We start from the raw sequence: 23,822 nt of genomic DNA on the forward strand, positions 1-23,822 counted from the left end.
AGAGAAAGGTCGCAAATGTTATCGAGAATTATTGTTATTTACTATGGGTGTTTCAGCATGTTCCCGCCGCGGACGTCTTTTAGCGGCGCCGGCGGGTGATCGGCGCGGGTGCCGGCACGTTCAGTTCGGCACGGCCGAGCGGGTGACTGCTGGCATCGAAGAAGTGCAGCGTGATCTCCGGCGATTCACCGAAGATGCGCGCGTAATGCTGCTTCTGGCTGATGATCGAAGCGTCGTTCAACGGCAAGATCGAGATCGCCAGATGGGCCGGGCGGGCCTGCTGGATCGCTCGCAGCAAATGCCGGTCAGCACGGTCGAGGTGATGGCCAAAAATACACAGGCCGTCAGTGTGCCCGGCTAGCGCGGCGTAGCTCCAGGTCAGGTAATCCGAGGCGCGGATCGCTTGCAGCTTGTGTTCGCTGGTGTCTTCGTTGACGAACAGCGGTACGTCGCCGGGCGTGTTGATGGCAAAGCCGTCGAGCAACTGGCTGCCATCGGCCGCGCGCTGGCGCGTGCCGCCGTCCTGGGTCTTGAGCAGGTGCAGGCCGCCGTGCAGGTAGTGCATGCGGGTGCCTTCACCATGGGTGCGGCTGACGTCGAAGTGGCCTTCTTCATCGAACAACGGCTGGAAACCCTGCGGGTCATGGCTGACGGCCCAGTGGTTGAGCAGGTCGTAATTGCCGGAGAACACCGTGCGGTAGTTGCGCAGTTCGGCGTTGATCGCGGCCAGTGTGCTGGATGGCAGCAGCTTCCACGGAATGTGCACGCTGCGCACGGCGTGGATCAGCGCTTCCTTGATTGCGTAATAGCGGTTCAGTGGCGCCGACGAACTGATCGCCAGTGCGGCGTTGACCCGCACCGTGGTGTTGAGGGCGCTGAGCACCGGCTCGAACAGTTCGCTGCCGAGGGATTTGAACAATGCCTGGTCGCTCACCCCCAGCGGTTTGTTGCGCACGCGCTGGGCCAGTTCGAACAGCGAGAAATAGCTGAACGGTCGCCAGATCGCCCGGCTGGCGCCGTTGCCCAGCAGCAGGCCGCTGCACGGGTGACGGCTGTTGAGATCCGGCCAGGAGGCGAGGGTGGCGTCGACGTCGGCGAGGGGCATGCTTGTCTCGTAGGAATCTGTTGCAAATTGGCAGGGCGGGACTGTAGCACGTCGCGGGCTGTCCTCCGCGTCGGCGGCTATGCTCTGGGCCTGTTTTGATGAGGAGGGGTCGATGTCATTCAAGGGAATCTTTCTGGGGCTGAGCATCGCGCTGCTGGGGTTGAGCGCGCCGGTCATGGCCCGCGCCGGCGCGGCGCTGGCCAAGACACAGGGCATTGTCCACCCGGCGGTGATCGCCCACCGCGGGGCGTCGTTCGACGCACCGGAGTCCACGGCACCGGCCTATGAACTGGCCCGCGACCTGGGCGCCGATTACCTGGAACTGGACCTGCAACGCACGAGCGATGGCGTGCTGGTGGTGGTGCACGACAATGACCTGCAACGCACCAGCGATGTGGCCGAGCGCTTTCCCGAGCGCAAGGACAGCCCGGTCAGCGCCTTCACCCTCGCCGAATTGAAATCGCTGGATGCGGGAAGCTGGTTCAACGAGGCCTATCCCCAGCGCGCCCGCGCAGCGTTCGCCGGCCTCAAGGTGCTGACGCTCGAGGACGTGATGGACATCGCAGAAGCCAATCCTGCCCTGCGGCCCGGGCTGTACATCGAAACCAAGGTGCCGAACCTGTTTCCCGGTATCGAGCAGGACCTGCAGCGCGCCTTGCAGGCTCGCGGCTGGCTGGATGTGCCGGGGCGGGTGGTGCTGCAGAGTTTTGACCGCGACAGCCTCGCGCTGCTGCACACAGCCATGCCGCAGGTGCCCAAGGTGCTGCTGTTGTGGCTGGGCAAGGGGCACATCGAACCGACGCCGGGCCCGACCTTTGCCGAGTCGGGCGAGCGCGACAAAGCCGCCTTCCTCGCCCGCCAGCAACCCCGGGACCGCACCGAATTCGAACGCTGGCTCGATCATGCCAAGGCGGCGGGCGCCGTCGGCGTCGGCCCGTCCGCTGCGCTGGCAGCGGGAGGCGAGCAGAGTTACGCCGACCTGGTGCAGCCATGGATGAACCGCATGGCTCACGACAAGGGTCTGCTGGTGCACGTCTACACCGTTGATGAGGCGGTGGATTTCCAGCGCGTCAGCGACGCCGGGGTCGATGGCATCTTCACGAATCGCACGGGTGCGCTGTTGCGCTTTTATGGACGAGGGGTGCCGCAGGACGAGGCGGTGTTGTTGAAGTCCGGCGGCTATTGAGCCACTGGTCGATTGCCCTGGAGGCGGCGTAGACTCTGGCGTCTACCTGATACGGACTTCCTCCCCATGACGCTATCGCTGCTGTTCGCCGTGCTTGCTTCCGGCTTCATCTATGGCATCACACCGGGCCCTGGCGTGCTGGCTGTGCTGGGGATCGGCGCCACCCGGGGCCGTCGCGCCGGCGCCGGGTTTCTTTGCGGTCACTTATTGGGAGATGTGCTTTGGTGCAGCACTGCGTTGGTGGCGATCGTCGGCGCGCGGCAGATCGGCAGTTCGGTGTTCGACATCCTCGGCCTGATCAGCGGCCTGTACCTGTTCTGGCTCGGCCTGCGTGCATTGCGCAGCCGACCGGGCGCAGCAGGTAGCGAGCAGGGCGCGGTACGCCAGCCGTTCTGGCACGGTGTGGTTTTCGGTCTGACCAACCCCAAGGCGTACCCCGTGGCGGTGGCGACCTTTACCGCGCTGCTCTCCAGTCGCGCCGAGGCGCTGGACTGGTCGATGCTGCCGGCGCTGATCGCGCTGAGCTTCCTTGGCGGCTTGCTGGCCTACCTGATCCTGATCGTGGTGGTCGGCGCACGGCAGGTGCGCACGTTGTACACCCGCTACGAGCTGTGGATCACCCGGGCGTGCGGGCTGATGTTCATCGGCTTTGCCGTGAATGCCTTGCTGCATGCGCTGCCGGGACTGATTCCGCGGCGCGGCTGATGCAGGCGCGAGCCAGCTCGCTCCTGCCGGGCCATCCTCAAGGCAGATCAGGCACCGGCGCTGCCCGCCCGGCATCCTGCTCATCCCGTCTGACCTTGTTGCGCCACAACCGGTACGCGCGGATCCCGGCGCGTACCGAGCCATACAGCAGATGGTTGTCCATCTCCCGCGCCAGGCCCGAGCGCACCAGCATCCTGAGGAAATTCCCGCGCGCCCGGGCGATGCCCATCTCGATACCCTGGGCCTTCAGCGTATCCCGCACTTCGCGCAGCGCCGCGATGCCGCTGACATCGATGGAACTTACCGCCTCGGCATCGAACAGCACGGCCTTCGGCTCAGGCTCGCGCTGCACGGCGTCGAGCAGGCGCATCTTGAAGTAGTCGGCGTTGAAGAACAGGATCGCGTCGTCGAAGCGGTACACCACCAGGCCCGGCACGGTGCGAGCGTCCTTGTGGCGACTGATGTCCACCTGGCCTTCGATGCCGGGTGCCCAGCCGAGCACCGCGTCGGTGGGTTGGTAGATGCTGTAGAGCAGGCGCAGGATCGCCAGGGTCACGGCGATGATGATCCCCGGCAACACGCCAACCCCGAGCACGCCGATGGTGGTGAACACACACAGGAAGAATTCGAAGCGGCTCAGCGCCCAGATCTTGCGCAGCGACTGCACGTCGATCAGGCCCCAGCCAGCCATCAACAGCACCGCGCCCAGCGCCGCCTGCGGAATCCAGGCCATGGGCGTGGTGAAGAACATCAGGATCACGGCGATCACCAGCGCGGCGATGATGCCCACCAACTGGCTCTTGCCGCCGACCATGTCGTTGACTGCGGTACGCGAGTCGGCGCCGCTGATGGCGAAGCCCTGCGACACCCCGGCGGCCAGGTTCGAGACGCCCAGCGCAACGAATTCATGGTTGGCGTTGATCGCGTAGCCGTGCCGCGCGGCGAAACTGCGGGCGGTGAGCATGGCGCTACAGAAACTCACGGTGGCGATACCCAGGGCGTCGCGCAGCAGGCTTTTCATTTCTTCCAGCGAGGTCTGCGGCCAGGCCAGCTCCGGCATACCGCCGGGTACATGGCCGAGCACCGCGACGCCGTACTGGTCGAGGCCGAACACACCGGCGATCAGGGTGAACACCGCCACCGTCACCAGCGCCGAGGGCAGTTTGGGGTAGCGTCGTGGCAACCAGATCAGCATCGCCAGACCCGAGAGGCCGATGCTCAAGGTCAGCCATTGAATCTCGCCGACCCGCTCGAAGAAGTTGATCAGGCTGAGGATGAAGCCGTTGCCCTCGATCTTGAAGCCCACCACCTTGCCCAGTTGCCCGGCGAGCAGGCTCAGGCCGATACCGTTGAGGTAGCCGATCAGAATGGGGCGCGAGAAGAAGCTGGCGATGAACCCGGCCCGCGCCACCCCCGCGGCGATCAGCATCAGCCCCACCAGCACCGTGACCACCACCGACAACTGCATCAGCCGTTGCGGATCGCCCATGGCCAGTGGCGCGATCGCCCCGGCGACCATGGCGCAGGTGGCCGCATCCGGGCCGACCATCAACTGCCGCGAACTGCCCACCAGCGCGTAAACGATCATCGGCAGGATGCACGCATACAGGCCCACCTGCGGCGGCAGGCCGGCGATCTGCGCGTAGGCGATGGCGATGGGAATCTGGATGGCGGCAACCGAAAGGCCAGCCTGCACGTCCGGGCGGAACCACTCGCGACGGTAATGCAGCAGGTTGGCCAGGCCCGGAAGCCAGCGGGAAAGAAACATGATCAGGTCCTTTTGATGTATCGGGCAGACACAAGCGCAATACCTTGACGCCCGGCGCGTCCTTGGGGGACGGTCGGGGTCGTGGTCGGCATTTGGCCAGCATCCTATACCCTGAACAGTTGTGAGGCCAATCTGAAGCGGTTGTTGTGGTCTCTCTGGCCTCATCGCTGCGGTTCGGCGCCCCGACAAGCCAGCTCCCACAGTTTCAGAACCTTGTGGGAGCTGGCTTGTCGGGGCGCCGAACCGCAGCGATGAGGCCCTAAAAATCACCCCATCACTCCGCCCACTCCGGATCCCCGGTGAACACCACCGTCAACCACCGATCCGGTCCTTCTCCGCCAATGGCATTGCCGATCTCATCCCGCCACGCGTCCCACTCGGCAATGTTCCGGGCGGGCATGGTCCGGGGGACAATGAAGTACAGCTCGATTTCCCGCGACCGCCCGACCTTCGCCACATAAGCCCGATACGACAGCATGCTGTGCCGCTCGACAAAGGCCTGGGCGACTTCATCGACGTGCTGCTTCAAATCGGCCGGGGTCACCAGGAACATGTCCGCCAGCGCCTGGCGCACCACCGATATCGGCATCGGGATGATCACCACGCAGACCAGCGCCAACACCGCCGGGTCGATATACGGCGACAGCCATTCCCAGCGCGTGCCCTGGACCGCAAGGCCAAAGCAGAAGGCGATCAGCAACGCCGCGGTGATGCTTGCCGACATCACCCAGCCTTTCACGTCCATCGCCACGAAGTCCGAGCGGATCTTGCGGTTGGCGCGGGCTTCGAGGATGGCGATGGCCAGGCAGGCACTCACGGTGACCACGGCGTAGATCAGCGCCACGCCGAACTCCAGGTCTCGCCCGCCTTCGAGCAGGCTGCTCACGGCGTTGATCAGCGCATACAGCGCCACGCCGGTCAGGAGGATGCCGTTGAGCGCCAGGACCATTGGTTCCAGGTGCCAAAAGCCCATGGTGAAACGCTCGCGCAACTTGCGTGACATGCGTTCGGTGCGGGTGTGGGCAGTGATCAGCTTGACCACCACAAGGGACAAGCCGCTCATGCTGGCATCGACCATCGAATAGACGCCATCGAAGACGATGGAGAACGAGCCTGAGGCGAGGCCGAAGCCAATGCCGATTGCGGCGATGAATAAAGTGACGACGATGGACGTGCGCAGCACGCCCTGTTCGCTCGTCAGGTCAAAAAAGCGCGTACCCATCTAATGGGGCTCCCATGATTGCCGGGCGTCCACCACGGCACGCCCGTTTTTTGCTGGTCATATCCTAGACCCGGAATTGCTCCATCAAAGCTTGTTGTTGATTGGCCAGGCGATTCAAGGCTTGGCTGATGCGCGCCGACTCATCGGCCTGACCGGACAGCGACTCGGTCACGTCGCGAATTCCGGCGACGTTGCGGTTGACCTCTTCGGCCACCGCGCTCTGTTCTTCGGCGGCCGAGGCGATCTGCAGGTTCATGTCGCTGATCACCGTCACCGCGTCGCCGACCCGTTGCAGCGCGGGTACCGCCTGCTCCATCCGGGTGGCGCTGTCCTTGGCCTGGCGCTGGCCTTCGTGCATGGCGTCGACCACGTCCTGGGTGCCGAGCTGCAACGCCTCGATCACATGGCGAATCTCCTCCACCGAGACCTGGGTGCGCTGGGCGAGGTTGCGTACTTCGTCGGCGACCACGGCAAAGCCACGACCCGCTTCACCAGCGCGGGCGGCCTCAATGGCGGCATTGAGCGCCAGCAGGTTGGTCTGTTCGGCGATGGCGCGGATCACGTCGAGTACGGAGCCGATTTCTTCACTGCGTCCGGCCAGGGCGCGGACCCGGTCCATGGCCAGGTCCATGTCGGTGGCCAGCCGGTCGATCGACTCGCGGGTGATCGCCACCAGTTCCAGGCCCTCGCGGGTTGCCTGGTCGGCGCCGCGCGCGGCATGGGCTGCTTGCGAGGCGTTGTGGGCGACGTCATGGGCAGTGGCGCTCATTTCGTTGGCGGCGGTGGCGACCTGTTCGATTTCCCGTTGTTGTAGCTGCATGCCACCGCTGGTCTGGCTGGCGATGGCGGCGGACTGGTCGGCGGTGCCGCGGGCCTCGTGCAGTGATGCTTTGACCTGGATGATCACCGGCTGGAGTTTGTCGAGAAAACGGTTGAACCAGCCGCTCAACTGGCCCAGTTCGTCTTCACGGGTGTAGTTCAGGCGCTGGGTCAGGTCGCCTTCGCCGCTGGCAATGTCGCGCAGTCGCTCAGACACCGCGAGGATCGGCCGGGTGACGCTGCGGGCGGTCAGCCAGACCAGCAGCAGGCCGACCACGGCGGCGGCGATGGCGATCAACAGGCTAGTGAGGTTGGCCGCCTGGTTGTGCGCGTCGAGGCGTTCATTGAGAGCGATGGCGGGTGCTTGCAGTACCGCTTCCGGTACCTCCAGCAGCACCTGCCATGGCGCCGCGCCGGGAATGGGCGCGAAGGGGCGGGTGATGTGCATGTCGCCACCTTCCAGACGCTCGACTGCCTTGCCGGAGCGGATCGCCGTTACCAGTTCGCCTGCCTGCGTGCCGAAGGCCTGTTCCAGGGTCTTGCTCAATTGCGTGGCGTCGCGGCTGTACCCGGCCAGCAGGCCGGCGGGGCTGACGATGCTGACCTGGCCCTGGCCGTCGAACAGCTCCTTGCGGCTGTCCTGGCTCAGTTGCTGCAGATTGTCGAGGCCGATATCCAGGCCGATCACGCCGATGACCTTGCCGTCTTCCAGCAGGGGCAGGGCGATGCTGGTCATCAATACCTGACGGCCGTTGACCTCGTCGAAATAGGGATCGAGCACGCAGGCCCGCGCGGTATCCAGCGGGCAGGTAAGCCAGCGGTTGTAGGGCGAACCGTTGGCGGCGGTGCTGGTGTCGGCCAGCATTGATTCGGGCATCGCTTCCGATTCCAGGTTGCCGGGATTGGGCTGCGACCAATACAGCGAGAAGCGCCCGCTGTCGTTGCTGCCCAGGCTGTCCTGGCCGACGAAGCGGGCATCCTGATGGTCCAGCGCGCCGGGCTGGAACACCAGATACAGGCCGATCAGGTCGGAGTTGCCGGCCAGGGCGGTGCGCGTCTGGCTGACCAGCTCACTGCGCAGGTCGGCATCGCCGCGGGCCTTGAGGACCTGGACCAGGCGGGCGAAACCATTGCCGTACTGCCAGGCATCCATGAAGTAACGCTGGATCCGCAGTGCCTGGGTTTCGCCGTGGGCTTGCAGGCGCAGGCGGGCGTTATGGTCGAGCAGCTCGGTGTTGGCCGCGAACACCTGCTCCGCGCTGCGCCGGGCCTGGGTCAGCGAGGTGAGCATCAGGAACACGATGATGGCCGAAACGCACAGGCCGGTAAGGAGAATGATCTTCCACTGAATGGAGAAGCGGCGCAGGAGCATGGGGGTGATTTCCTTCTCGATCATGAGCAACGCCCGCTCAGTGGCGGGCGTTGTCGACGGGCTGGCTCATTCGGCGATGTAGGTGGGCGGCGCAACCCGGAAAGACTTGGTCAGCCAGGTCAGGTAGAACACCCCGAACAATGCCCAGGCGCCGCCGAACAGCAGCGAGTGTTCGTCGAGGTCAAGCCAGAGCATGGCGATGATGCAAAAGCCGATGGTGGGCAGGACCAGGTACTTGAGCTTGTTGGCCAACCCCTGATTGCGCCCTTCGCGCAGGTAGCAGTGGTTGATCACCGAGAGGTTGACGAAGCTGAAGGCCACCAGCGCGCCGAAGTTGATCACCGAAGTGGCGGTCACCAGGTCGAAGAAGATCGCCGACAGGGCAATGAAACCAACGATGGCGATGTTCAGCACCGGTGTCTTGAAACGTGGGTGCAGGCGCGCGAAGACGTTGTGCGGGATGACTTTGTCGCGGCCCATGACGAACAGCAGGCGCGACACGCTGGCCTGGGAGGCCAGCCCCGAGGCGATGGTGTTGATCACCGTGCAGGCGATGAAGATCGACTGGAACAGCTTGCCGCCGACATAGAGGGCGATTTCCGGCAGGGCGGCTTCGTGGTCATGGAAGCGGTCCATGGTCGGGAAGTAGGACTGGATGAAGAACGACATGAGGATGAACACCACCCCGCCGATCAGGGCGATCAGGAAGATCGCGCGCGGGATGACTTTCTCCGGCTGGTGGGTTTCTTCCGAGAGCGTGGTGACCGCATCGAAGCCCAGAAACGAGAAACAGAGAATGGTCGCCCCGGCCATCAGCGCGCTGAACTGGGTTTTCTCGTCGGCGAACGGGGTCAGCGACCAGGCTGTGCCCAGGCCTTCGCCCTGGTGCAGGCCGCGCAGGCAGAGGTAAACGAACACCGCCATGATCAGAATCTGCACGGCGACGAACAGCGTGTTGAAGTTCGCCACCAGATTGATGCTGCGCATGTTGACCAGGCTGATCAGCGTGACGAAGCCCGCCACCCAGATCCACTCCGGCACTTCCGGGAACATCGCCGACAAGTAGAGCTTGGCGAGGAGCGCGTTGACCATCGGCAGCAGCAGGTAATCCAGCAGCGACGACCAGCCGACGAGGAAGCCGACATAGGGGTTGATTGCCCGTTGAGTGTAGGTGTACGCCGAGCCGGACTGCGGGAAACGTCGCACCAGCGTGCCGTAGCTCACCGCCGTGAAAAGGATGCCGAGCAGGGCCAGGACATAGGCGCTGGGAACGTGGCCGGCAGTGATACCGGACACGATGCCGAAGGTATCGAACACCGTCATCGGCGCGATATACGCAAGGCCGATGACCACCACCTGCCAGAGGCGAAGGGACTTGCGCAGTTGGACGTTGCCGGCACTGCTGTGTTCAGGCTGCATGGGGGCGATGCTCCTGAAGCAGGACGACGGGTACGGTGCGCGACGGGCACGGCAAGGTTGGGCGGATCAGCTCCATGTTGTTTACCTTTTATGGCGGAGCGGAAATGGGCGCGGACAAGGCGCCGGTGTCAGGTTTTGCAGGGCCGGAACGACGAAGGCGGTGCGTGTGGGCAAGGGCGGACGGGCGTCATGATGGCGGCGGCGCTGTTCTTCTTCGTTTATCGGGCGCAGGGCAAGGTGTGAAAAATAAGAAACGAAGGGGCGGTAGCGTGTCAAGTAAAACGCTACATTATTTTTATTTCATGAATATTTATCGAGATTTTTTGTATTTTTTCGGTGTTGATCCGGCTTTTACGCCTGATTGTCGATTTTGATGTTCGTAAAAATTTACGTAGTTGGCAGGGTTTTTTAATCAGAGAGCGTAGAACAGGTCGACGCGAATGCGTCTGGAGTTCGGGTGGTTCGCGAGGATTTGAATCAGGAGGAGTGCAGCGCAGGAAGGGCGGAACGTGGGGCGGGTGTTGGGGAATCTGGAGCGGGTGAAGGGAATCGAACCCTCGTTATCAGCTTGGGAAGCTGGAGTAATGCCATTATACGACACCCGCGCAGGCCGACTTTTTACCAGAACCGTGAAACGATTTGAAGCTTTATCCGTGAATCGTGCGTGCGACCTGTAGCGACAGGGCGATGATCTTCAGTTTGCCTGGCAGGGCAATCGATACCGCTGGCTGTGCTACAGGTGCCCGTTTCCCTCAGATGGCCAGTGCATGCTGGCCCTGTACAGGCTGGTAACGCAGGCGTTGTTCGCGTTGCGTCGGCTTGAGGAAGTTCAGCAGCACGTCGCGGGTGTCGCGGCAGGCCGACTTGTTTTCCATGTCGAGGAAGTGCCCGGCACTGCGGATCTCGCTGAAGTGCGAGTTGCGCACGTGGCGGCCAAACTGCCGTGCATCGTCGGTGGTGGTGTACTCATCCCATTCGCCATTGACGAACAGCACCGGAATATCGATGGCCCGGGCCGAACTCAGCGCTTTCTCCAGGTCGTGGTCGAGCACCTGGTGGATGTGGAAGTGCATCTGCGCGTATTCGTGGTTGTCCAGGCTGCTGACGTGCCGGTAGTTGAAACGCTTGAACAGCGGCGGCAGGTACTTGCCGATGGTGTCGTTGACCAGATTGCCGACCTGATAGCGGTCGCAGTCCTTGAGGAACCGTGACCCGCGTTGCAGGTAGTCGCGCATCGGTTCGTTGATTACCGGCGAGAACGAACTGACCACTGCCCGCTCGATGCGCCGTGGCTTGTGCGCCAGGGCCATGAGGGTGCAGGCGCCGCCCCACGAGAAGGACATGACCTGGTCGGCGCCGAAGTGGTCGATCAGTTCCAGCAGGATCTGCCCTTCGGTTTCCTTGGTCAGCAGCCTTTCGTGGCGGTTGTGCGGCTTGGACTTGCCGGCATACGGCTGGTCGTAGAGCACAACGTTGAATTGCGGGTGCAGATTGCGCACGGTCTGCGAGAAAGAAGCCGTGGTAGCCAGCGAGCCGTTGATCAGGATGATCGTTTTCTCGGCTTCTTGCGAACGATAGAACTCCGTGTAAACCCGGTACTGCCCCTGTATATCCAGCACAGCAATTTCTGGCCTCATGTCATGGACTCCTGGCGCAAAAAAAGGGTATCCGTCCAAGCAAGCTTGCACGTTCTTTATGACAGGTAGGCATACGCCTGGAAGTGAAGCGAGGGGCCCTTGTCGATCCGATACCGGCTTGGTCGACGGGTGTTGTTCTTGGTGGGCAATTTGCAGGTCTCCTGCGCATCGAGGCACGGGTAGCCAGCAAAAAGGTGTCTTGGACTATGGATGTGACTGGTAAGTCACATGAAGACCGACGATTCGATTCAAGCAGCCCGTGGGCGATGCTGCAAGTGCCGTTCGGGCAATTAATGAATTTTTTCTGTCGGACGCGGGGCGGTTCAGATTGCCAGGATTTCGTCCGCCCGCAGTGGCCGGTATTGCCCGGGGGCGAGTGCAGGGTCCAGTTCCAGCGGGCCCATGCGCTCGCGATGCAGGCGCACGACCTTGTTGTCGTAGTGGCCGAACATGCGTTTCACCTGATGGTAGCGGCCCTCGATGATGCTCAGGCGCGCGCTGTGGCTGCTGAGCGGCACAAGTTCGGCGGGCTGGGTGGTGAGGTCTTCAAAGGCGAAGTAGAACCCCTCGCGAAAGCGCGCGACGTAGTGCTCCTCGATCGGCTGCTCGGTCTCCACGTAATAGACCTTGGGCAGTTTGGTCTGCGGCTGGGTCAGGCGTCGCGACCACTGCCCGTCGTTGGTCAGCAGCATCAGGCCGGTGGTGTTGAAGTCCAGCCGCCCGGCAATGTGCAGGTCGTCCTTGTGCGGCTCATCGAGCAGGTCCAGCACCGTGGAGTGAACCGGGTCCGTGGTGGCGCTGACGCAGCCGGCGGGTTTGTGCAGCATGAAGTAACGCGCCGGATACCCTGCCTGCAACACCTGCTCGTCAACTTCGACGCGGCTGAACACCCGCACTTCGTGCCGCGGATCACTCACCACCTGGCCATCGACCCGAACGCGGCGCTCCACCAGCAGCAAACGCACTTGCTGGCGATTGAAGCAGGGCAGATTGGTGAGAAAGCGATCAAGGCGCATGGGCGAGGGCGTGCTGTAAAAGGGCGCGCAGTTTAGCCGTTTGGTGAAGCGTCGGCAGCTTTCAGTTGGGCATCGACCTGCGCGCAGGACGGGCACAGGCAGGCGACGTTGCGCAGTTCGGCGGGCAGCGCCTCGATCAGCGCCGGATCAATTTGCACGCTGTAGCACCAGCAGGCCCGGTCCGCGGTGCGCGGATCGGCGAGGCTGCACTGATTGCGGGCGCCGCAGGCGGGGCAGCGGTCGGGATCAGCCATGGTCGGGCGCCGAGGGTTCGCAGCAGACGCGATTGCGCCCGCTCTGTTTGGCCCGGTACAGCGCCAGGTCGGCACGGGCGATAAGGCTGTGCAGGGTGTCGTTGGCGTGGAGGCTGCTCAAACCGATGCTGGTGGTCAGCTCGATGGCGGTTTCACCGAACATGAACGTCCGCTCTTCGGTGCGCTGGCGGATTTTCTCGGCCACGGCGAGCCCTTTCGTCGCATCGGTGTCCTTGAGCAGGACGACAAACTCCTCGCCGCCCCAGCGGCAGAGGATATCGGCCTGGCGCAGGCTGCCTTCAAGCACCCGGGCGAACTGGCGCAACACTTCGTCGCCCGCCAGGTGGCCGTAGGTGTCGTTGAGTTCCTTGAAGTGGTCGAGGTCGAGCAGCAAGGCGGTCAGCGGCGCTGGCGTGCGTTCTGCTTCCAGCAATGCCTGGGCCGCCAGCAGGTCGAAGGCACGGCGGTTGTGCAGGTGGGTCAGGCTGTCGAGGGTCGCCAGTTCCTGGATACCGTCCTGATGCCGGCGGATCATGCCGTTGATCATCGCCAGGACAATCAGCGAGATGACCCCGCAGATCGCCAGGTTGAGGTACAGCGACTGCTTCGCGCTGTCGAGGCTGTCGCCGATGGGTTTGTCGACGAACAGGTACCAGTCCAGTTCGGGAATGAAGCGCACATTGAGGTAGTGGCTCTGGCCGTTGCGCTCGTAGTCGCGGCTGCCGGTGGTCGGCGTCGGCATGCGCGCCAGCAGCGGGCTCAGCGCCGGGATGCTGTCCAGCGAAATACCGGCGCGGGCGCTTTCCGGGCCGCCGGAAGAGCCGGTGAGGACAATCTTGCCGCGGACATCGACGAAGTACACCGCCCGCTGGTAACGCAACTGGTAGGCATCGATCAGCTTGACCACTGCATCGACCGTCAGCCCGACGCCCGCCGCGCCGATGAAGTTGTGGTTGTAGTCGAACACCTTGTAGTTGATGAATACCGTCATCCTGTCCTGATTGGCCATGTCCAGGTCGACGTTGATCTCGTAGGGCGCCGTCATCTGCTTGACCCGCGCGTACCAGCGGTCGCGCTCGGTGCTCGGGTCGATTTTCTTGAGGATGCCCTTGGCCTGGTAGTAGGTGCCACTCGCCTCGGACACGAAGAACGCTGTGTAGGCGCGCTGCTGGCGCTCGACCTCGCTGAGGTAGCGGGTGACCTGCTCCGGATTGGTTTCGCCAGCGAGGGTCCAGTCCCGCAGGAAGGTGTCCTGCGCCATCATCGAGGACACCACGATGGGCCTGATCAGGTCTTTCTGGATTTCCGAATAGACCGTGTCGGAGGTCAGCGGCAGTTCGGTATTGACGATGTTGTCGCGGATCGAACTGCGCGAGGCGTAGTAGCTGACCAGCGAAGTCGAGATGAAGCCGCAGCCAAGTAACAGCAGTAATGCCAGCAGCAGGGACCGTTGCGAAAACAGGGCGGAACGAAGGGGCATGGGAATCCCGGGAGCAGCTACCAATGCCTCCTATTCTAGAGGTGTAGCGAAAAAATAACTGGAGGATTTTTGCGGGTATCAACCTATTTCAAATTATTGCTGAAATCGCACGGCACGGACTTTTCGCGGTCTGATTCAATGTCGATGAACGTTTGCCGATCGACGCCGACCAGCGCCGCTGGGATGGGCAGTTCCGCGGTCCAGGAGGCCGCCATGTATCGCCAACTCTCTCTGCTTGCCGTATTGGGTTTGTTGCTCACCGCTTGCGTGCCTTATGGGGGCGGTGGCTATTATCGAACCGATGTCTATTCGGTCGATCGCTATGACTATCCGGGCTACTACCGGCCGGCTTATCCCTACAACCGCGGTTACTACGTAGTACCCCAGCAACCGCGTTACTACGCTCCGGCGCCGCGCTACTACCAACCGGCGCCAGGTCCGTCCCACCGGCCGTACCCTGGCCCTGGCCGCTTTGACGGTCATGGTCCGGGCCGTCCAGACGGCCGTTGGAATCGCGGGCCTGACCGCAATGATCATGGCTGGAACCGTGGTCCTGATCGCAACGACCGTAACTGGAGCCGCGGACCAGGTCGTGACGACCGGGGTGGCGGTTGGCGTGGCAATCGCGGTGACGGCCGCGGCGATGGACGCAACGGCGACCGCAACGGTGACCGTGGCCGCGACCACTGATGTCGCTAAATCCGACACCCTCTGACGCCTGGCCTCACGCCAGATCCGCCAGGGGGTGTCGTCCTTCCCAGGCCTTGTTGAAATGCGCTTCGACCACCGCCTCCGGCACCTGGGCAATGTCCGGCCAGTGCCAGTGGGGCGTGTTGTCCTTGTCCAGCAAACGCGCCCGCACGCCCTCGCTGAATTCCGGGTGCCGGCAGCAATTCAGGCTCATGGCGTATTCCATCTGGAACACCTGCGCCAGCGACAGATAACGCGCCCGGTTGATCTGCTCCCAGACCAGATGCGCGGTCAATGGACAGCCCTTGAGCAGCGTCCGCGCGGCATTGGCCAACACCACGTCGTCCTGCTGCGCCAGTTGACCGATGCCCTTCCAGGCGCAGGCCGGATCACTGACATCCAGCACCTTGTCGATCTTCTCCCGACGCGGCAGCCATTGCGCCGCGGGCAGCGCTTCGTGCGCTTCCTGCTCCAGCGCTTCGTGCGCCTCCTGCTCCAGCGCCTTGAGCAGGCTGGTGAGTTGCATCGCGGTCTGTTCTTGCCAGTTAAGTTGCAGCAGGCCCTCGATCAGTTGTTCCTGTTGTTCGTCTTTCATGAAGCGGTCGGCCAGGCCCAGGTCGATGGCGTCGCGGCCATTGATCGGTGCACCGGTCAGGCCAAGAAACAGGCCGAGACGGCCGGGCAGGCGGGCGAGAAACCAACTGGCGCCGACGTCCGGGTAAAGCCCGATGCTGATCTCCGGCATAGCCAGGCGACTGGACGGCGTGACGATGCGTACCCCGGCGCCCTGCAGCAGCCCCATGCCACCACCGAGCACATGGCCGTGGCCCCAGCACAGCAGCGGTTTGGGATAGTGGTGCAGCGAATGGTCGAGGCGGTATTCGGCGGCGAAAAAGTGCGCGGCCAGCGGCGGCACTTCGCCAGGGTGGGCGCGACAGGCTTCCACCAGGCTGCGCACGTCGCCGCCGGCGCAGAAGGCCTTGGCGCCGTTGCCGCGCAGCAGCACGCAGACGATCGCCGGATCCTGGGCCCAGGCACGCAGGTGCAGGCTCAACTGCTCGATCATCGGCAGCGACAGGGCGTTGAGGCTCGACGGCGCATCGAGGGTGGCAATGCCAAGGCGCGCGCCGTCGACACCGGTGAGTACTTCGAACTGCACAGCCATGGGCGACCTCACTCAAGTAGACCCGACAAGTATGGTCGCTGAGGCTGATCGTGCAGGTCGCCGGTCGGATCGATTGACAAGCGCGGACAGCTTTCCTAGTGTCCGCCCCATTGTTCAACGGATACCCCCATGACCGACGACGATCGTATCAAGCTCGAACCCAGTTGGAAGGAGGCCCTGCGCGCCGAATTCGAACAGCCTTACATGCACGAACTGCGCGAATTCCTGCGCCAGGAAAAGGCCGCCGGCAAAGAGGTCTACCCGCCCGGCCCGCTGATTTTCAACGCCCTCAACTCCACGCCGCTGGACCAGGTGAAAGTGGTGATCCTCGGCCAGGACCCGTACCACGGCCCGGGCCAGGCCCACGGCCTGTGCTTCTCGGTGCAGCCGGGGGTAGCCACGCCGCCATCGCTGGTGAATATCTATAAAGAGCTGCACCGCGACCTGAACATCGAGATTCCCCGCCACGGCTGCCTGCAATCCTGGGCCGATCAGGGCGTGCTGCTGCTCAACACCACCATGACGGTCGAACGCGCCAACGCCGCATCGCATGCCAACAAGGGTTGGCAGTTCTTTACCGATCGCATCATCCAGGTGGTCAGCGAGCAACGTAGCGATGTGGTGTTCCTGTTGTGGGGCTCTCACGCTCAGAGCAAGAGCAAGCTGATCGATGGCACCCGCCACCTGATCCTCAAGTCGGTGCACCCTTCACCGCTGTCCGCGTACCGAGGCTTCCTCGGCTGCGGACATTTCAGTCGGACCAACAAGTTCCTCGAAGAGCGTGGATTAGCGCCGATCGTCTGGCAGGTTCCGGCGAACTGAAGAAATCCTCATGAAAATTAAGCGCCCGGTTCCGACCGGGCGTTTTCGTGGGTACCTAGTATTTTTGTCAGTTTCGCGATTTTGATTTTGGGCTTTGAATAGTTCCCAGGTTGCATGACGCGATTTGGGAGTTTTCTAATGTCTGAAACTATCGTTTGCATCGGCTGCTCAGCGGGCAAGACGCTCTATGAGGCCCCGGTGGTGCCGGATGCCTTGGCACCTTTGCCTGGCGAAAGTGCCTGGGTGCTCCCCGTGGAGTTTCAGTATCAGCCGTTGAAAGTTGCGGTGCTGAATGGTTGGCCGACCTATGACACATACCCGGGTTTTTACTTGGACTTCCGGTTCTTCTGGGGCGACGAGATGGTTGGATTTGTCCGCCGGGCGCGACCCTTTGACTCCACTCAGGATTTTCCGGTGGAGTACTCGATTGACCCTAGTCACTTCAACGCTGACGGTATCCGCACGCTTCGCTACACGGTGGCCACGGAAAGTGGCAACTCTAACGAGTCGGAATCGATTTTGGTCGATGTGGATCGCCGGGCGCCCAACACCGACAATCCTGGCAAGCCATTGATCTTTCCTCCCGACGTGGTTACCAAGGGGGTCACGAAGGAGTGGTTGGCTGCCAATGGGGATGAGTTGGGTGACGTCGAGGTACCACCTTGGCTGGAAATGAAGCTTGGGGATCAGGTCCTGTTTTATTGGGGCGGGCGTTTCGAGGCTGAGCCGGTCGGGCGTCTGTTGATCACCGAAGAGCACTTGCTGCCAGCTGCAAAAATCACGATCAGCTATTCGGGAGATGTCCTGCGCGAGGCAGGCAACGGGACGCGCTACGGCTACTACGTACTGATGGATCGGGCGGGAAATCGCAACGACCAGTCACCGCCCGTGCGCATCGAGGTCATCGACCTGCCGGCCATTCCTCGCGAGTTTCCGCCGCCGGTCGTTCCCTTGGCGACCTCCGATCGATTGATTGATCTGGAAGATGCTCGAACCGGTGTCAGGGTGGAAATAGGGCCCATCGCCGACACATTGGCCGGCGACACCCTTCAGGCCTGGTGGAACGGTCGGCCGCTGTCGCTGATAACCCTGGGCAGCAACCCGCAATGGCCTCAATCGGTTCCGGTCGACTGGGTGACGCTTTCTGCCGATGGCTTCGCCGGAGCAGTGCCTTGCGAGGTCATCTATCAGTGGAAGCGGGGGGCTGGCGCAGGCAGGAACTCCTTGCCCACGAATTTCACTGTCGACCTTTCGGTCGCAGGGCCTGATCCGGTCGGCCCTGACCCGATAAACCCGGCGTTGGAAAGGGTGGTGGTGAAGGGGCTTACCGGCGACAACCAGTTGGTGGGGCCCGATAGGGGCAAAAATGCAACGGTGCAAGTCCGGCTGTACAGCAACCCGGACGTCGGTGACCTGCTGGAACTGCATTGGGGCAACCATCCCGTGGCGGTGGACAGCTACCGTGTGCAGGCGGGTGACCTGCCCGGCCAACTGATCTCGTTCACCGTGCCGTGGCCAATCATCGAGGCTGTCGGGAACAATGCGGCGCTGCCGGTCTGGTACTGGGTGTCCAATGGCGTTAATCGCCAGCGCAGCGATGACACGCAGGTGAGAGTGGCCGTCATACCGCTGGAAGGTCTGGAACGGGTGTCGTTCCCCGATGCCAACCTGTATGGCTTCATCAGCTGCATAAACGAACCCTGGAAAGGGATCTGGATAAAGATACCCGGCAATCCCCAGTTGCTCGAAGCAGGCGACAAGATTCAGCTCAGTTGGCAGTTGTCGAGGGGCATCGTTGGCGATCGACCTATGTTCGGCCATGTATTGTTCCCGGCTGTAACGCTGACGCAGGATCAAGCACAAAACGGGCTGAACGTGTTGATGGATAGATTCGTCGATCTGGTTTTGCCCCTGCCACTCGAAGATGGCTCGGCGAATGTCACTTATCACTTGAGCAAAGTCGACGGTACGCCGGGAATCGCGCCCAACCGAGTGCTCAAGATTTCGCTTGTCGTCCCCGGCTCTGATAAGCCCTGTGATGGAACCTAGTTAGAAGTTGATTGTATGAGCGCTGTCCGCGGAGGCCGTGACGATTGTTCGGCCTGATACATGGCTGGAACTTTTTCGGGTTCTTGTATTGAGTCAGATCTGTGTGGGAAGCGCTGTTGTAAAACGTACCTGTTATTTCTGTCAGGTGCGCGATTTTTAAAACCGGAGTCTACTGAAGTCAAGTGGTGAAGCCACGTCAATAGCTGCGTCGATAAAACGGGAGACACTGACATGAATGATATGGATAAACTTTCCCCTGAGCTGGTACAACTGAAAGTGCTGAAGGCCAGGACCGAAGCGGATAAGCGGGCGCAGAAAGCCAGGTTCGAAGCGAGTCAAAGGTCTGGAGTTTTTAATCTTGTCAATAACGAGGTGCCGACGCTCGATCCTCCGACCCTGCTGAATGCACTGCCAGATGAAGACGACGACCAGCCCAATACCATTCCTATCGATCAGGCGGTCAAGGTCGAGGTGCTGGAATGGGACGGCATGCCTAACAGGCCTCACGAGATCGCGTTCCGGTTCAACGATGGCGATTATGGCGAGCCGCAAGATATTCTGCCAGGCTTTGGCAAGGTAGAACTCGAGGTTCCAGTCAGCGCGCTTTCCCATGGGGCTTACCAGCTCTCCTACAGGACCCGGGACAAGCCATTCCTTAACCCGACCTACAGTTTTTCTGTGCCGTTCTTCATTGATAAAGTTGACCCGAACGAAGGCAGTCAGCCCGCTGCTGCAGAACTCCCGGACGATCTGCCTGCCGGCAACAGGATCACGCCAGAGTATCTGACGACCCATGGTGGCGTCACCGTCAAGATTCCAACGCTGCGTGCGCACAAACCGGGAGACAGGTATGACTTCTACATCAATACTGATTTGATCATTGCGGATGTTCTGTTGGAGGATCCGTTTGAAGTAACGATTGCACGATCATTCTTCGATGCTCTCCCCGGAGGGGAGCTGCAGTTCACCTACAATGTGGTCGACCGGGCGGGGAACCGCACGAACCTGTCGATTCCAGATGATGTCTATCTTGTTAAAAACCCCGCACCGACCCTGGTGAACGCCCCTGAGATTCCGGAAGGGCCAACTATATCCTTGGCGCAGGCCCGGGATGGTGTCGATCTGTACCATGACTATGTCACGCCCATCAGTGGAGACTTCGTAAACTTCTACTGGAATAGCGTTAATCTGGAGTCTATTTCGCACCCGGAAGAGTACAAAACTATCAGCTTCAAGGAAATAAGCGACCTTGGTCGGGAATATGATGCAGAGGTCACTTATGACGTGACTCGCGGTGGTGTGACGTACCCGTCCCCGCCGACGACTGTTCGGGTTGATCTGACGCAAGTTGGCCCGCCAAATCCGGATGAGCCGGATATCATCAACCCTGATCTGGAGGAACTGACGCTGGAAAGTTTCACCGGCGAGAGCGATGCAATCGTACCGGAGGACAAAGGGCAGGATGCGACTATCACAGTGCAGGTTTATGACCAGGCTCAGGCTGGCGAATTCATCAAAGTCTATTACGGTGGAACTGTCGTGGGTGTGCGCGAACTGAGCGCTGCGGACATTACCACCGGCTCAATTACGATGCCCTTGCCGTGGGCGATGATTGAAGCGAATGGTAATGGCAACATTCCAGCTCATTATTCGATCTACGCCGATGGCCTGGAGTCAAATGCACAGGAGTCTCCTCCAACCAACATTGTGGTAACGGTCAATCTTATCGAGGACCTGCCACTCGTAGTCTTCTCCAATCGAGACCCCGTCAGTGACACTATCAACTGCAGTGTCGAGCCCTGGATCAAGGGTGTCGATATCCAGATGAGCTATCCCGGATTCGAGCCCGATGACGCGCTGGAAATTCATTGGGTCATGGACACTGACCTTATCATGCCGGGTGATCCAGGGTTCCCCGCTAACCCGGTGGAGGCTACCCGCCGCGTATTCGAGCACACAGTCACAGTGGCCGAAGCGGCTGTCAGAGTGGTGACATTCAATGTGCCATGGGGGGATGGCGAGCACATCGACCCCGTACCCATAGGGTCGATCGTTGTGTTCTGGAAGCTCACCCGCGATGGTGGGGCGACCTCGGGAACCTCGAGTCCTCACTACGTACTCATCGGCCGCTTCTACTCGGATGGGACTGTCTGCCCGCGGCCTTGATAAACCGCCCCGTTTCGATGGGGTCTGGATTTCTACATTCCAGACCCCACCGAAAGTTTCGTTACGTGTTGCCATGCCCTACATTGGGAGTGGAAAAATCCTACATACCGTCCGTAGGACGCTAAGTATCCTGCGGCTCCGGAAAATCGCTGATATTCGAAATAACTTTTCATATTCGAGATGAATTTCAGATAAACAACGTAGGTGAGAATATTATGGTCACCAGAACTTCCAAGCCTGAGCGAAGCATTGTTCGGGTCGCGCCGCTTGTTCTTTTAATGCCGTTGTTCTTGTTGCCGGGTCGAATGGTACAAGCTGTCGAGATCATCGACGGCACGACGCGTAATATCGATTCCAGCACTGCTCCCGATAACTACATTTTAAGGAATGACGCGGCTCTCAATGGCCAGGATGCAACGCTCAATTCGGTCGCTCTTGAAAAGCGTTCCTCACTGAACTTGACGGGAGGCTCCGTCATCAACAGCGGCCCGGCTTTCAGTGCTATCGACGCGGCCGGGTCTTCTGTCAACCTGACTGGCGTCAATGTCACCAGTACTAGCCAGGGACTTTCGCTGTCGACCGACCTGAATGAGGCCAGGGGCTCCACCGCTCTTGTGACCGGCAGTGTAATCACCGGAGGTGCTGGTGCCGCTTCGGTCTCGGGCGAAAGCACCCTCACCTTGCTTGACACCGATCTCATTTCCACGGGGGCTGGCAGCGTCGCGCTTTTCCTCGCCGGCAAAACCAGTGCGCAGGGCGGCAGCATCATTGGCGCGGGGACGGGTATCTCCATTCTTGTCGATCCAAGTGACCCGACGCCGGGAGCGACGCTGGTGCTGGCTGGCACGCGCGTGGTCGGCCAGACCGGTTCCGCTATCGATCTGTCTGGCGGCGCCAGCGCCGACATCGATATCCTCAACGGCACCACGCTCGAAGGCGGCAACGGCACCATCATCGATGTGCTGGACGGCTCCACGGCCAACGTGCGCGTCTCCCAGAGCGACCTCATCGGCAATATCAATATCTCGGACACCAGCACCGGTAATTTCACCTTCGACAATGGCGGCCTGACCGGCGATTTCATCATCGAGCAGGGCGGTACCGGCACCCTCGCGCTGAACAACGGCTCGCTGTTCACCGGCCGCATGGAAAACGTGCAGGAGGCCAGCATCGACGCCACCTCGCAGTGGATGATGACCGGCGACAGTAGCGTCACCAAGCTGAACATGAATGGTGGCCGCATCACCATGGGCGACACCGATTCCTTCTACACCCTCAATCTCGAAACGCTGTCCGGCAACGGCACGTTCGTCATGGGTTCGAACTTCGCCACCAACGAAACCGACTTCATCAACATCACCGGCCAGGCCACTGGCAACCATGATCTGCTGATCAGCGCCAGTGGCACTGATCCGGCGGCCGGCGTGCCGTTGCAGGTGGTGCATACCGGCGGCGGCGGTGCCCAGTTCAGCCTGCTGGGTGGTGCAGTGGACCTCGGTGCCTACTCCTACAGCCTCAAGCAGGAAGGCGACGACTGGTTCCTCGATCCGGAAACCCGCACTATCAGCCCCGGCACCAGAACGGTAATGGCCCTCTCAGGTACCGCACCGACAGTGTTCTACGGCGAACTGACCACCCTGCGTACCCGAATGGGCGAGTTGCGCTACAGCGAAGGCCGTAGCGCCGGTGTCTGGATGCGTGCCCATAGCAACCAGTACAACGTCGCCGATGCTTCGTCCGGCGTGGGTTACACCCAGAACCAACAAGGCATGTCCTTCGGTGCGGACGCACCGCTGCCTTGGGGTGACGGCCAATGGCTGATCGGTGCCCTGGCTGGTTACAGCAAGTCTGACCTGAACTTGAGCCACGGATCCAGCGGCACTATCGATAGCTACTACCTCGGTGGTTATGCCACCTGGCTGGACGCCAAGAGCGGCTACTACGTCGACACCGTGATCAAGTACAACCGCTATCAGAACGATGCCAAGGTCGGCCTGAGCGATGGCACCCGGGCCAAGGGTGATTACGACAACCACGGTATCGGCGGTTCGGTGGAAGTGGGGCGGCATATCAAGCTCAAGGACAACTACTTCGTCGAGCCTTTCGCGCAGGTTGCGGGGACCGTGATCCAGTCGAAGGACTATAGCTTCAGCAACGACATGGAAGCCGACACCGGTGCGACCCGTTCCCTGCTCGGCAAGGTCGGTGCCACCGTGGGCAAGACCATCCACCTGGACGAGGGGCGCATCCTGCAGCCGTACCTGAAGGCTGCGCTGGCCCATGAGTTCGCCAGCAACAACAAGGTCAAGGTCAACGACAACAGCTTCAACAACGACCTGTCCGGTTCCCGTGGAGAGCTGGGTGCCGGTGTCGCACTGTCGCTGTCGAGGGACTTCCAGGTACATGCCGATTTTGAATACAGCAACGGCAAGAACATCGAAATGCCGTACAGCATGAACGTAGGACTTCGCTACCTCTGGTAAGCGAAGCGGATGGGGGGCAGCATGGAGCTGCGTTTTGTGGCCCGGGTCGGTGATCCGGGCTTTTTTTATTGTGGATACTTCATTGAGTACCGGGGCCGTGATCTTTGGGGCTTGGGCTTGGCTGCTGGGAGCTTATCCATTCGATGTGGCGAGGCTGCCGGCCCCTTCCACCTTTCGGCGGCGCCTGTGATGGCGGATCTTCGAAAACAGAATCTGATGAAGCCGCCGACTCGCTCTTTCTTGCTCTTTCTTGCTCTTTCTTGATCTTGCTCTTGATCTTGCTTCTGCTCTTCATGCACGCAAGTCCAGACGCCACAAGGTGCGACGTCAGGAGGCCGAGTGGAGGTGTCTGAAGGGGCAGGTGCGAAGCACCCTTCGGCGTTAGCCGAAGACGCGAGATGTAGACTTGCGAAGCGAGTCGTAGGCCGCGTGGCCCCGCAAGGCACCGGAGGGAGGGGACCCGG

At 61.5% G+C, this 23,822-nt stretch carries 19 protein-coding genes, 1 tRNA gene and 1 pseudogene; 9 read left to right on the forward strand and 12 right to left on the reverse strand.

All coding sequences use genetic code 11. From position 1 onward, the window contains the following. Window positions 1–79 precede the first annotated feature (79 nt). Complete coding sequence (locus DM374_RS21900; protein WP_110971780.1) at window positions 80–1,105, reverse strand: DUF4917 family protein; 1,026 nt, start codon at window positions 1,103–1,105, stop codon at window positions 80–82. 112 nt (window positions 1,106–1,217) lie between these two features. Here DM374_RS21900 and DM374_RS21905 point away from each other — a divergent pair, with 112 nt between their 5' ends. Together DM374_RS21905 and DM374_RS21910 are read left to right on the forward strand one after the other, a co-directional pair. Further along, window positions 1,218–2,291, forward strand: a complete 1,074-nt coding sequence (locus DM374_RS21905) for a glycerophosphodiester phosphodiesterase (RefSeq protein ID WP_110971781.1) — start codon at window positions 1,218–1,220, stop codon at window positions 2,289–2,291. A 66-nt stretch (window positions 2,292–2,357) separates the two neighbouring features. Continuing rightward, a complete protein-coding gene (locus DM374_RS21910) occupies window positions 2,358–2,996 on the forward strand; it encodes a LysE family translocator (protein ID WP_110971782.1) in 639 nt (212 codons plus the stop codon). 37 nt (window positions 2,997–3,033) lie between these two features. Here DM374_RS21910 and DM374_RS21915 read toward each other — a convergent pair whose 3' ends face one another. The 5 genes and pseudogenes from DM374_RS21915 to DM374_RS21930 all read right to left on the reverse strand — a co-directional run bounded on the left by DM374_RS21915 (window position 3,034) and on the right by DM374_RS21930 (window position 9,596). Next, entirely contained in the window at window positions 3,034–4,764 is a 1,731-nt protein-coding gene (locus DM374_RS21915; protein ID WP_110971783.1) for a SulP family inorganic anion transporter, read from the reverse strand. Window positions 4,765–5,038: 274 nt separating this feature from the next. Further along, a complete protein-coding gene (locus tag DM374_RS21920) occupies window positions 5,039–5,986 on the reverse strand; it encodes a cation diffusion facilitator family transporter (protein ID WP_110971784.1) in 948 nt (315 codons plus the stop codon). Between the two features lie 64 nt (window positions 5,987–6,050). Continuing rightward, window positions 6,051–6,806 (reverse strand): methyl-accepting chemotaxis protein, encoded by a 756-nt coding sequence (locus DM374_RS34440; protein WP_404821365.1) that lies wholly within the window; start codon window positions 6,804–6,806, stop codon window positions 6,051–6,053. Window positions 6,807–6,908: 102 nt separating this feature from the next. Next, window positions 6,909–8,201, reverse strand: a pseudogene (locus DM374_RS34445) (PDC sensor domain-containing protein); the annotation flags it as partial. Between the two features lie 42 nt (window positions 8,202–8,243). Next, complete coding sequence (locus DM374_RS21930) at window positions 8,244–9,596, reverse strand: APC family permease (RefSeq protein WP_110971785.1); 1,353 nt, start codon at window positions 9,594–9,596, stop codon at window positions 8,244–8,246. Window positions 9,597–9,670: 74 nt separating this feature from the next. Here DM374_RS21930 and DM374_RS33240 point away from each other — a divergent pair, with 74 nt between their 5' ends. Continuing rightward, entirely contained in the window at window positions 9,671–9,970 is a 300-nt protein-coding gene (locus tag DM374_RS33240) for a hypothetical protein (protein ID WP_157969733.1), read from the forward strand. A gap of 157 nt (window positions 9,971–10,127) precedes the next feature. Here DM374_RS33240 and DM374_RS21935 read toward each other — a convergent pair. The 5 genes from DM374_RS21935 to DM374_RS21955 all read right to left on the reverse strand — a co-directional run bounded on the left by DM374_RS21935 (window position 10,128) and on the right by DM374_RS21955 (window position 13,983). Then, window positions 10,128–10,201: transfer RNA gene (locus DM374_RS21935), tRNA-Gly, on the reverse strand. A 147-nt stretch (window positions 10,202–10,348) separates the two neighbouring features. Then, complete coding sequence (locus tag DM374_RS21940; RefSeq protein ID WP_110971786.1) at window positions 10,349–11,233, reverse strand: alpha/beta fold hydrolase; 885 nt, start codon at window positions 11,231–11,233, stop codon at window positions 10,349–10,351. A gap of 323 nt (window positions 11,234–11,556) precedes the next feature. Then, on the reverse strand, window positions 11,557–12,249 hold the full coding sequence (locus DM374_RS21945) for a 16S rRNA pseudouridine(516) synthase (protein ID WP_110971787.1): 693 nt from the start codon (window positions 12,247–12,249) through the stop codon (window positions 11,557–11,559). Between the two features lie 32 nt (window positions 12,250–12,281). After that, window positions 12,282–12,503 carry a cysteine-rich CWC family protein gene (locus DM374_RS21950; RefSeq protein WP_110971788.1) on the reverse strand — a complete coding sequence of 74 codons (222 nt, stop codon included), beginning with the start codon at window positions 12,501–12,503 and terminating at the stop codon, window positions 12,282–12,284. Beyond that, entirely contained in the window at window positions 12,496–13,983 is a 1,488-nt protein-coding gene (locus DM374_RS21955; protein ID WP_110971789.1) for a sensor domain-containing diguanylate cyclase, read from the reverse strand. The genes DM374_RS21950 and DM374_RS21955 overlap by 8 nt, the downstream gene beginning before the upstream one ends. A 213-nt stretch (window positions 13,984–14,196) precedes the next feature. Between DM374_RS21955 and DM374_RS21960 the strand changes: the two genes are divergently transcribed. After that, window positions 14,197–14,673: a hypothetical protein gene (locus tag DM374_RS21960; protein WP_110971790.1), complete on the forward strand. Its 477-nt coding sequence runs from the start codon at window positions 14,197–14,199 to the stop codon at window positions 14,671–14,673. Between the two features lie 34 nt (window positions 14,674–14,707). Here DM374_RS21960 and DM374_RS21965 read toward each other — a convergent pair whose 3' ends face one another. Next, window positions 14,708–15,838: an enoyl-CoA hydratase/isomerase family protein gene (locus DM374_RS21965; RefSeq protein ID WP_110971791.1), complete on the reverse strand. Its 1,131-nt coding sequence runs from the start codon at window positions 15,836–15,838 to the stop codon at window positions 14,708–14,710. Between the two features lie 129 nt (window positions 15,839–15,967). On the opposite strand from DM374_RS21965, the gene ung reads away from it, so the two are divergent. The 5 genes from ung to DM374_RS21990 all read left to right on the forward strand — a co-directional run bounded on the left by ung (window position 15,968) and on the right by DM374_RS21990 (window position 23,622). Beyond that, complete coding sequence (gene ung / locus DM374_RS21970; protein ID WP_110971792.1) at window positions 15,968–16,660, forward strand: uracil-DNA glycosylase; 693 nt, start codon at window positions 15,968–15,970, stop codon at window positions 16,658–16,660. 138 nt (window positions 16,661–16,798) lie between these two features. Continuing rightward, a complete protein-coding gene (locus tag DM374_RS21975; protein WP_110971793.1) occupies window positions 16,799–18,709 on the forward strand; it encodes a hypothetical protein in 1,911 nt (636 codons plus the stop codon). A 231-nt stretch (window positions 18,710–18,940) separates the two neighbouring features. Further along, complete coding sequence (locus tag DM374_RS21980; protein WP_110971794.1) at window positions 18,941–20,875, forward strand: hypothetical protein; 1,935 nt, start codon at window positions 18,941–18,943, stop codon at window positions 20,873–20,875. 614 nt (window positions 20,876–21,489) lie between these two features. Then, window positions 21,490–23,358 carry an autotransporter outer membrane beta-barrel domain-containing protein gene (locus DM374_RS21985; RefSeq protein WP_225422558.1) on the forward strand — a complete coding sequence of 623 codons (1,869 nt, stop codon included), beginning with the start codon at window positions 21,490–21,492 and terminating at the stop codon, window positions 23,356–23,358. Window positions 23,359–23,379: 21 nt separating this feature from the next. Continuing rightward, window positions 23,380–23,622, forward strand: coding sequence for a hypothetical protein (locus DM374_RS21990; RefSeq protein ID WP_157969734.1), 243 nt, complete (start codon window positions 23,380–23,382; stop codon window positions 23,620–23,622). Window positions 23,623–23,822: the final 200 nt, after the last annotated feature.

This window comes from Pseudomonas huaxiensis, assembly GCF_003231275.1.
Classification (GTDB): domain Bacteria; phylum Pseudomonadota; class Gammaproteobacteria; order Pseudomonadales; family Pseudomonadaceae; genus Aquipseudomonas; species Aquipseudomonas huaxiensis.

What these genes read in the sequence shown, in the direction of transcription:
- DM374_RS21990 (WP_157969734.1), top strand. Translation starts at nt 23,380, where the DNA reads ATGGAGCTGCGTTTTGTGGCCCGGGTCGGTGATCCGGGCTTTTTTTAT.
- DM374_RS33240 (WP_157969733.1), top strand. Translation starts at nt 9,671, where the DNA reads ATGTTGTTTACCTTTTATGGCGGAGCGGAAATGGGCGCGGACAAGGCG.
- DM374_RS21905 (WP_110971781.1), top strand. Translation starts at nt 1,218, where the DNA reads ATGTCATTCAAGGGAATCTTTCTGGGGCTGAGCATCGCGCTGCTGGGG.
- DM374_RS21900 (WP_110971780.1), bottom strand. Translation starts at nt 1,105, where the DNA reads ATGCCCCTCGCCGACGTCGACGCCACCCTCGCCTCCTGGCCGGATCTC.
- DM374_RS21930 (WP_110971785.1), bottom strand. Translation starts at nt 9,596, where the DNA reads ATGCAGCCTGAACACAGCAGTGCCGGCAACGTCCAACTGCGCAAGTCC.
- DM374_RS21915 (WP_110971783.1), bottom strand. Translation starts at nt 4,764, where the DNA reads ATGTTTCTTTCCCGCTGGCTTCCGGGCCTGGCCAACCTGCTGCATTAC.
- DM374_RS21910 (WP_110971782.1), top strand. Translation starts at nt 2,358, where the DNA reads ATGACGCTATCGCTGCTGTTCGCCGTGCTTGCTTCCGGCTTCATCTAT.
- DM374_RS21950 (WP_110971788.1), bottom strand. Translation starts at nt 12,503, where the DNA reads ATGGCTGATCCCGACCGCTGCCCCGCCTGCGGCGCCCGCAATCAGTGC.
- DM374_RS21960 (WP_110971790.1), top strand. Translation starts at nt 14,197, where the DNA reads ATGTATCGCCAACTCTCTCTGCTTGCCGTATTGGGTTTGTTGCTCACC.
- DM374_RS21965 (WP_110971791.1), bottom strand. Translation starts at nt 15,838, where the DNA reads ATGGCTGTGCAGTTCGAAGTACTCACCGGTGTCGACGGCGCGCGCCTT.
- DM374_RS21920 (WP_110971784.1), bottom strand. Translation starts at nt 5,986, where the DNA reads ATGGGTACGCGCTTTTTTGACCTGACGAGCGAACAGGGCGTGCTGCGC.
- ung (WP_110971792.1), top strand. Translation starts at nt 15,968, where the DNA reads ATGACCGACGACGATCGTATCAAGCTCGAACCCAGTTGGAAGGAGGCC.
- DM374_RS21980 (WP_110971794.1), top strand. Translation starts at nt 18,941, where the DNA reads ATGAATGATATGGATAAACTTTCCCCTGAGCTGGTACAACTGAAAGTG.
- DM374_RS34440 (WP_404821365.1), bottom strand. Translation starts at nt 6,806, where the DNA reads ATGCAGCTACAACAACGGGAAATCGAACAGGTCGCCACCGCCGCCAAC.
- DM374_RS21945 (WP_110971787.1), bottom strand. Translation starts at nt 12,249, where the DNA reads ATGCGCCTTGATCGCTTTCTCACCAATCTGCCCTGCTTCAATCGCCAG.
- DM374_RS21955 (WP_110971789.1), bottom strand. Translation starts at nt 13,983, where the DNA reads ATGCCCCTTCGTTCCGCCCTGTTTTCGCAACGGTCCCTGCTGCTGGCA.
- DM374_RS21975 (WP_110971793.1), top strand. Translation starts at nt 16,799, where the DNA reads ATGTCTGAAACTATCGTTTGCATCGGCTGCTCAGCGGGCAAGACGCTC.
- DM374_RS21940 (WP_110971786.1), bottom strand. Translation starts at nt 11,233, where the DNA reads ATGAGGCCAGAAATTGCTGTGCTGGATATACAGGGGCAGTACCGGGTT.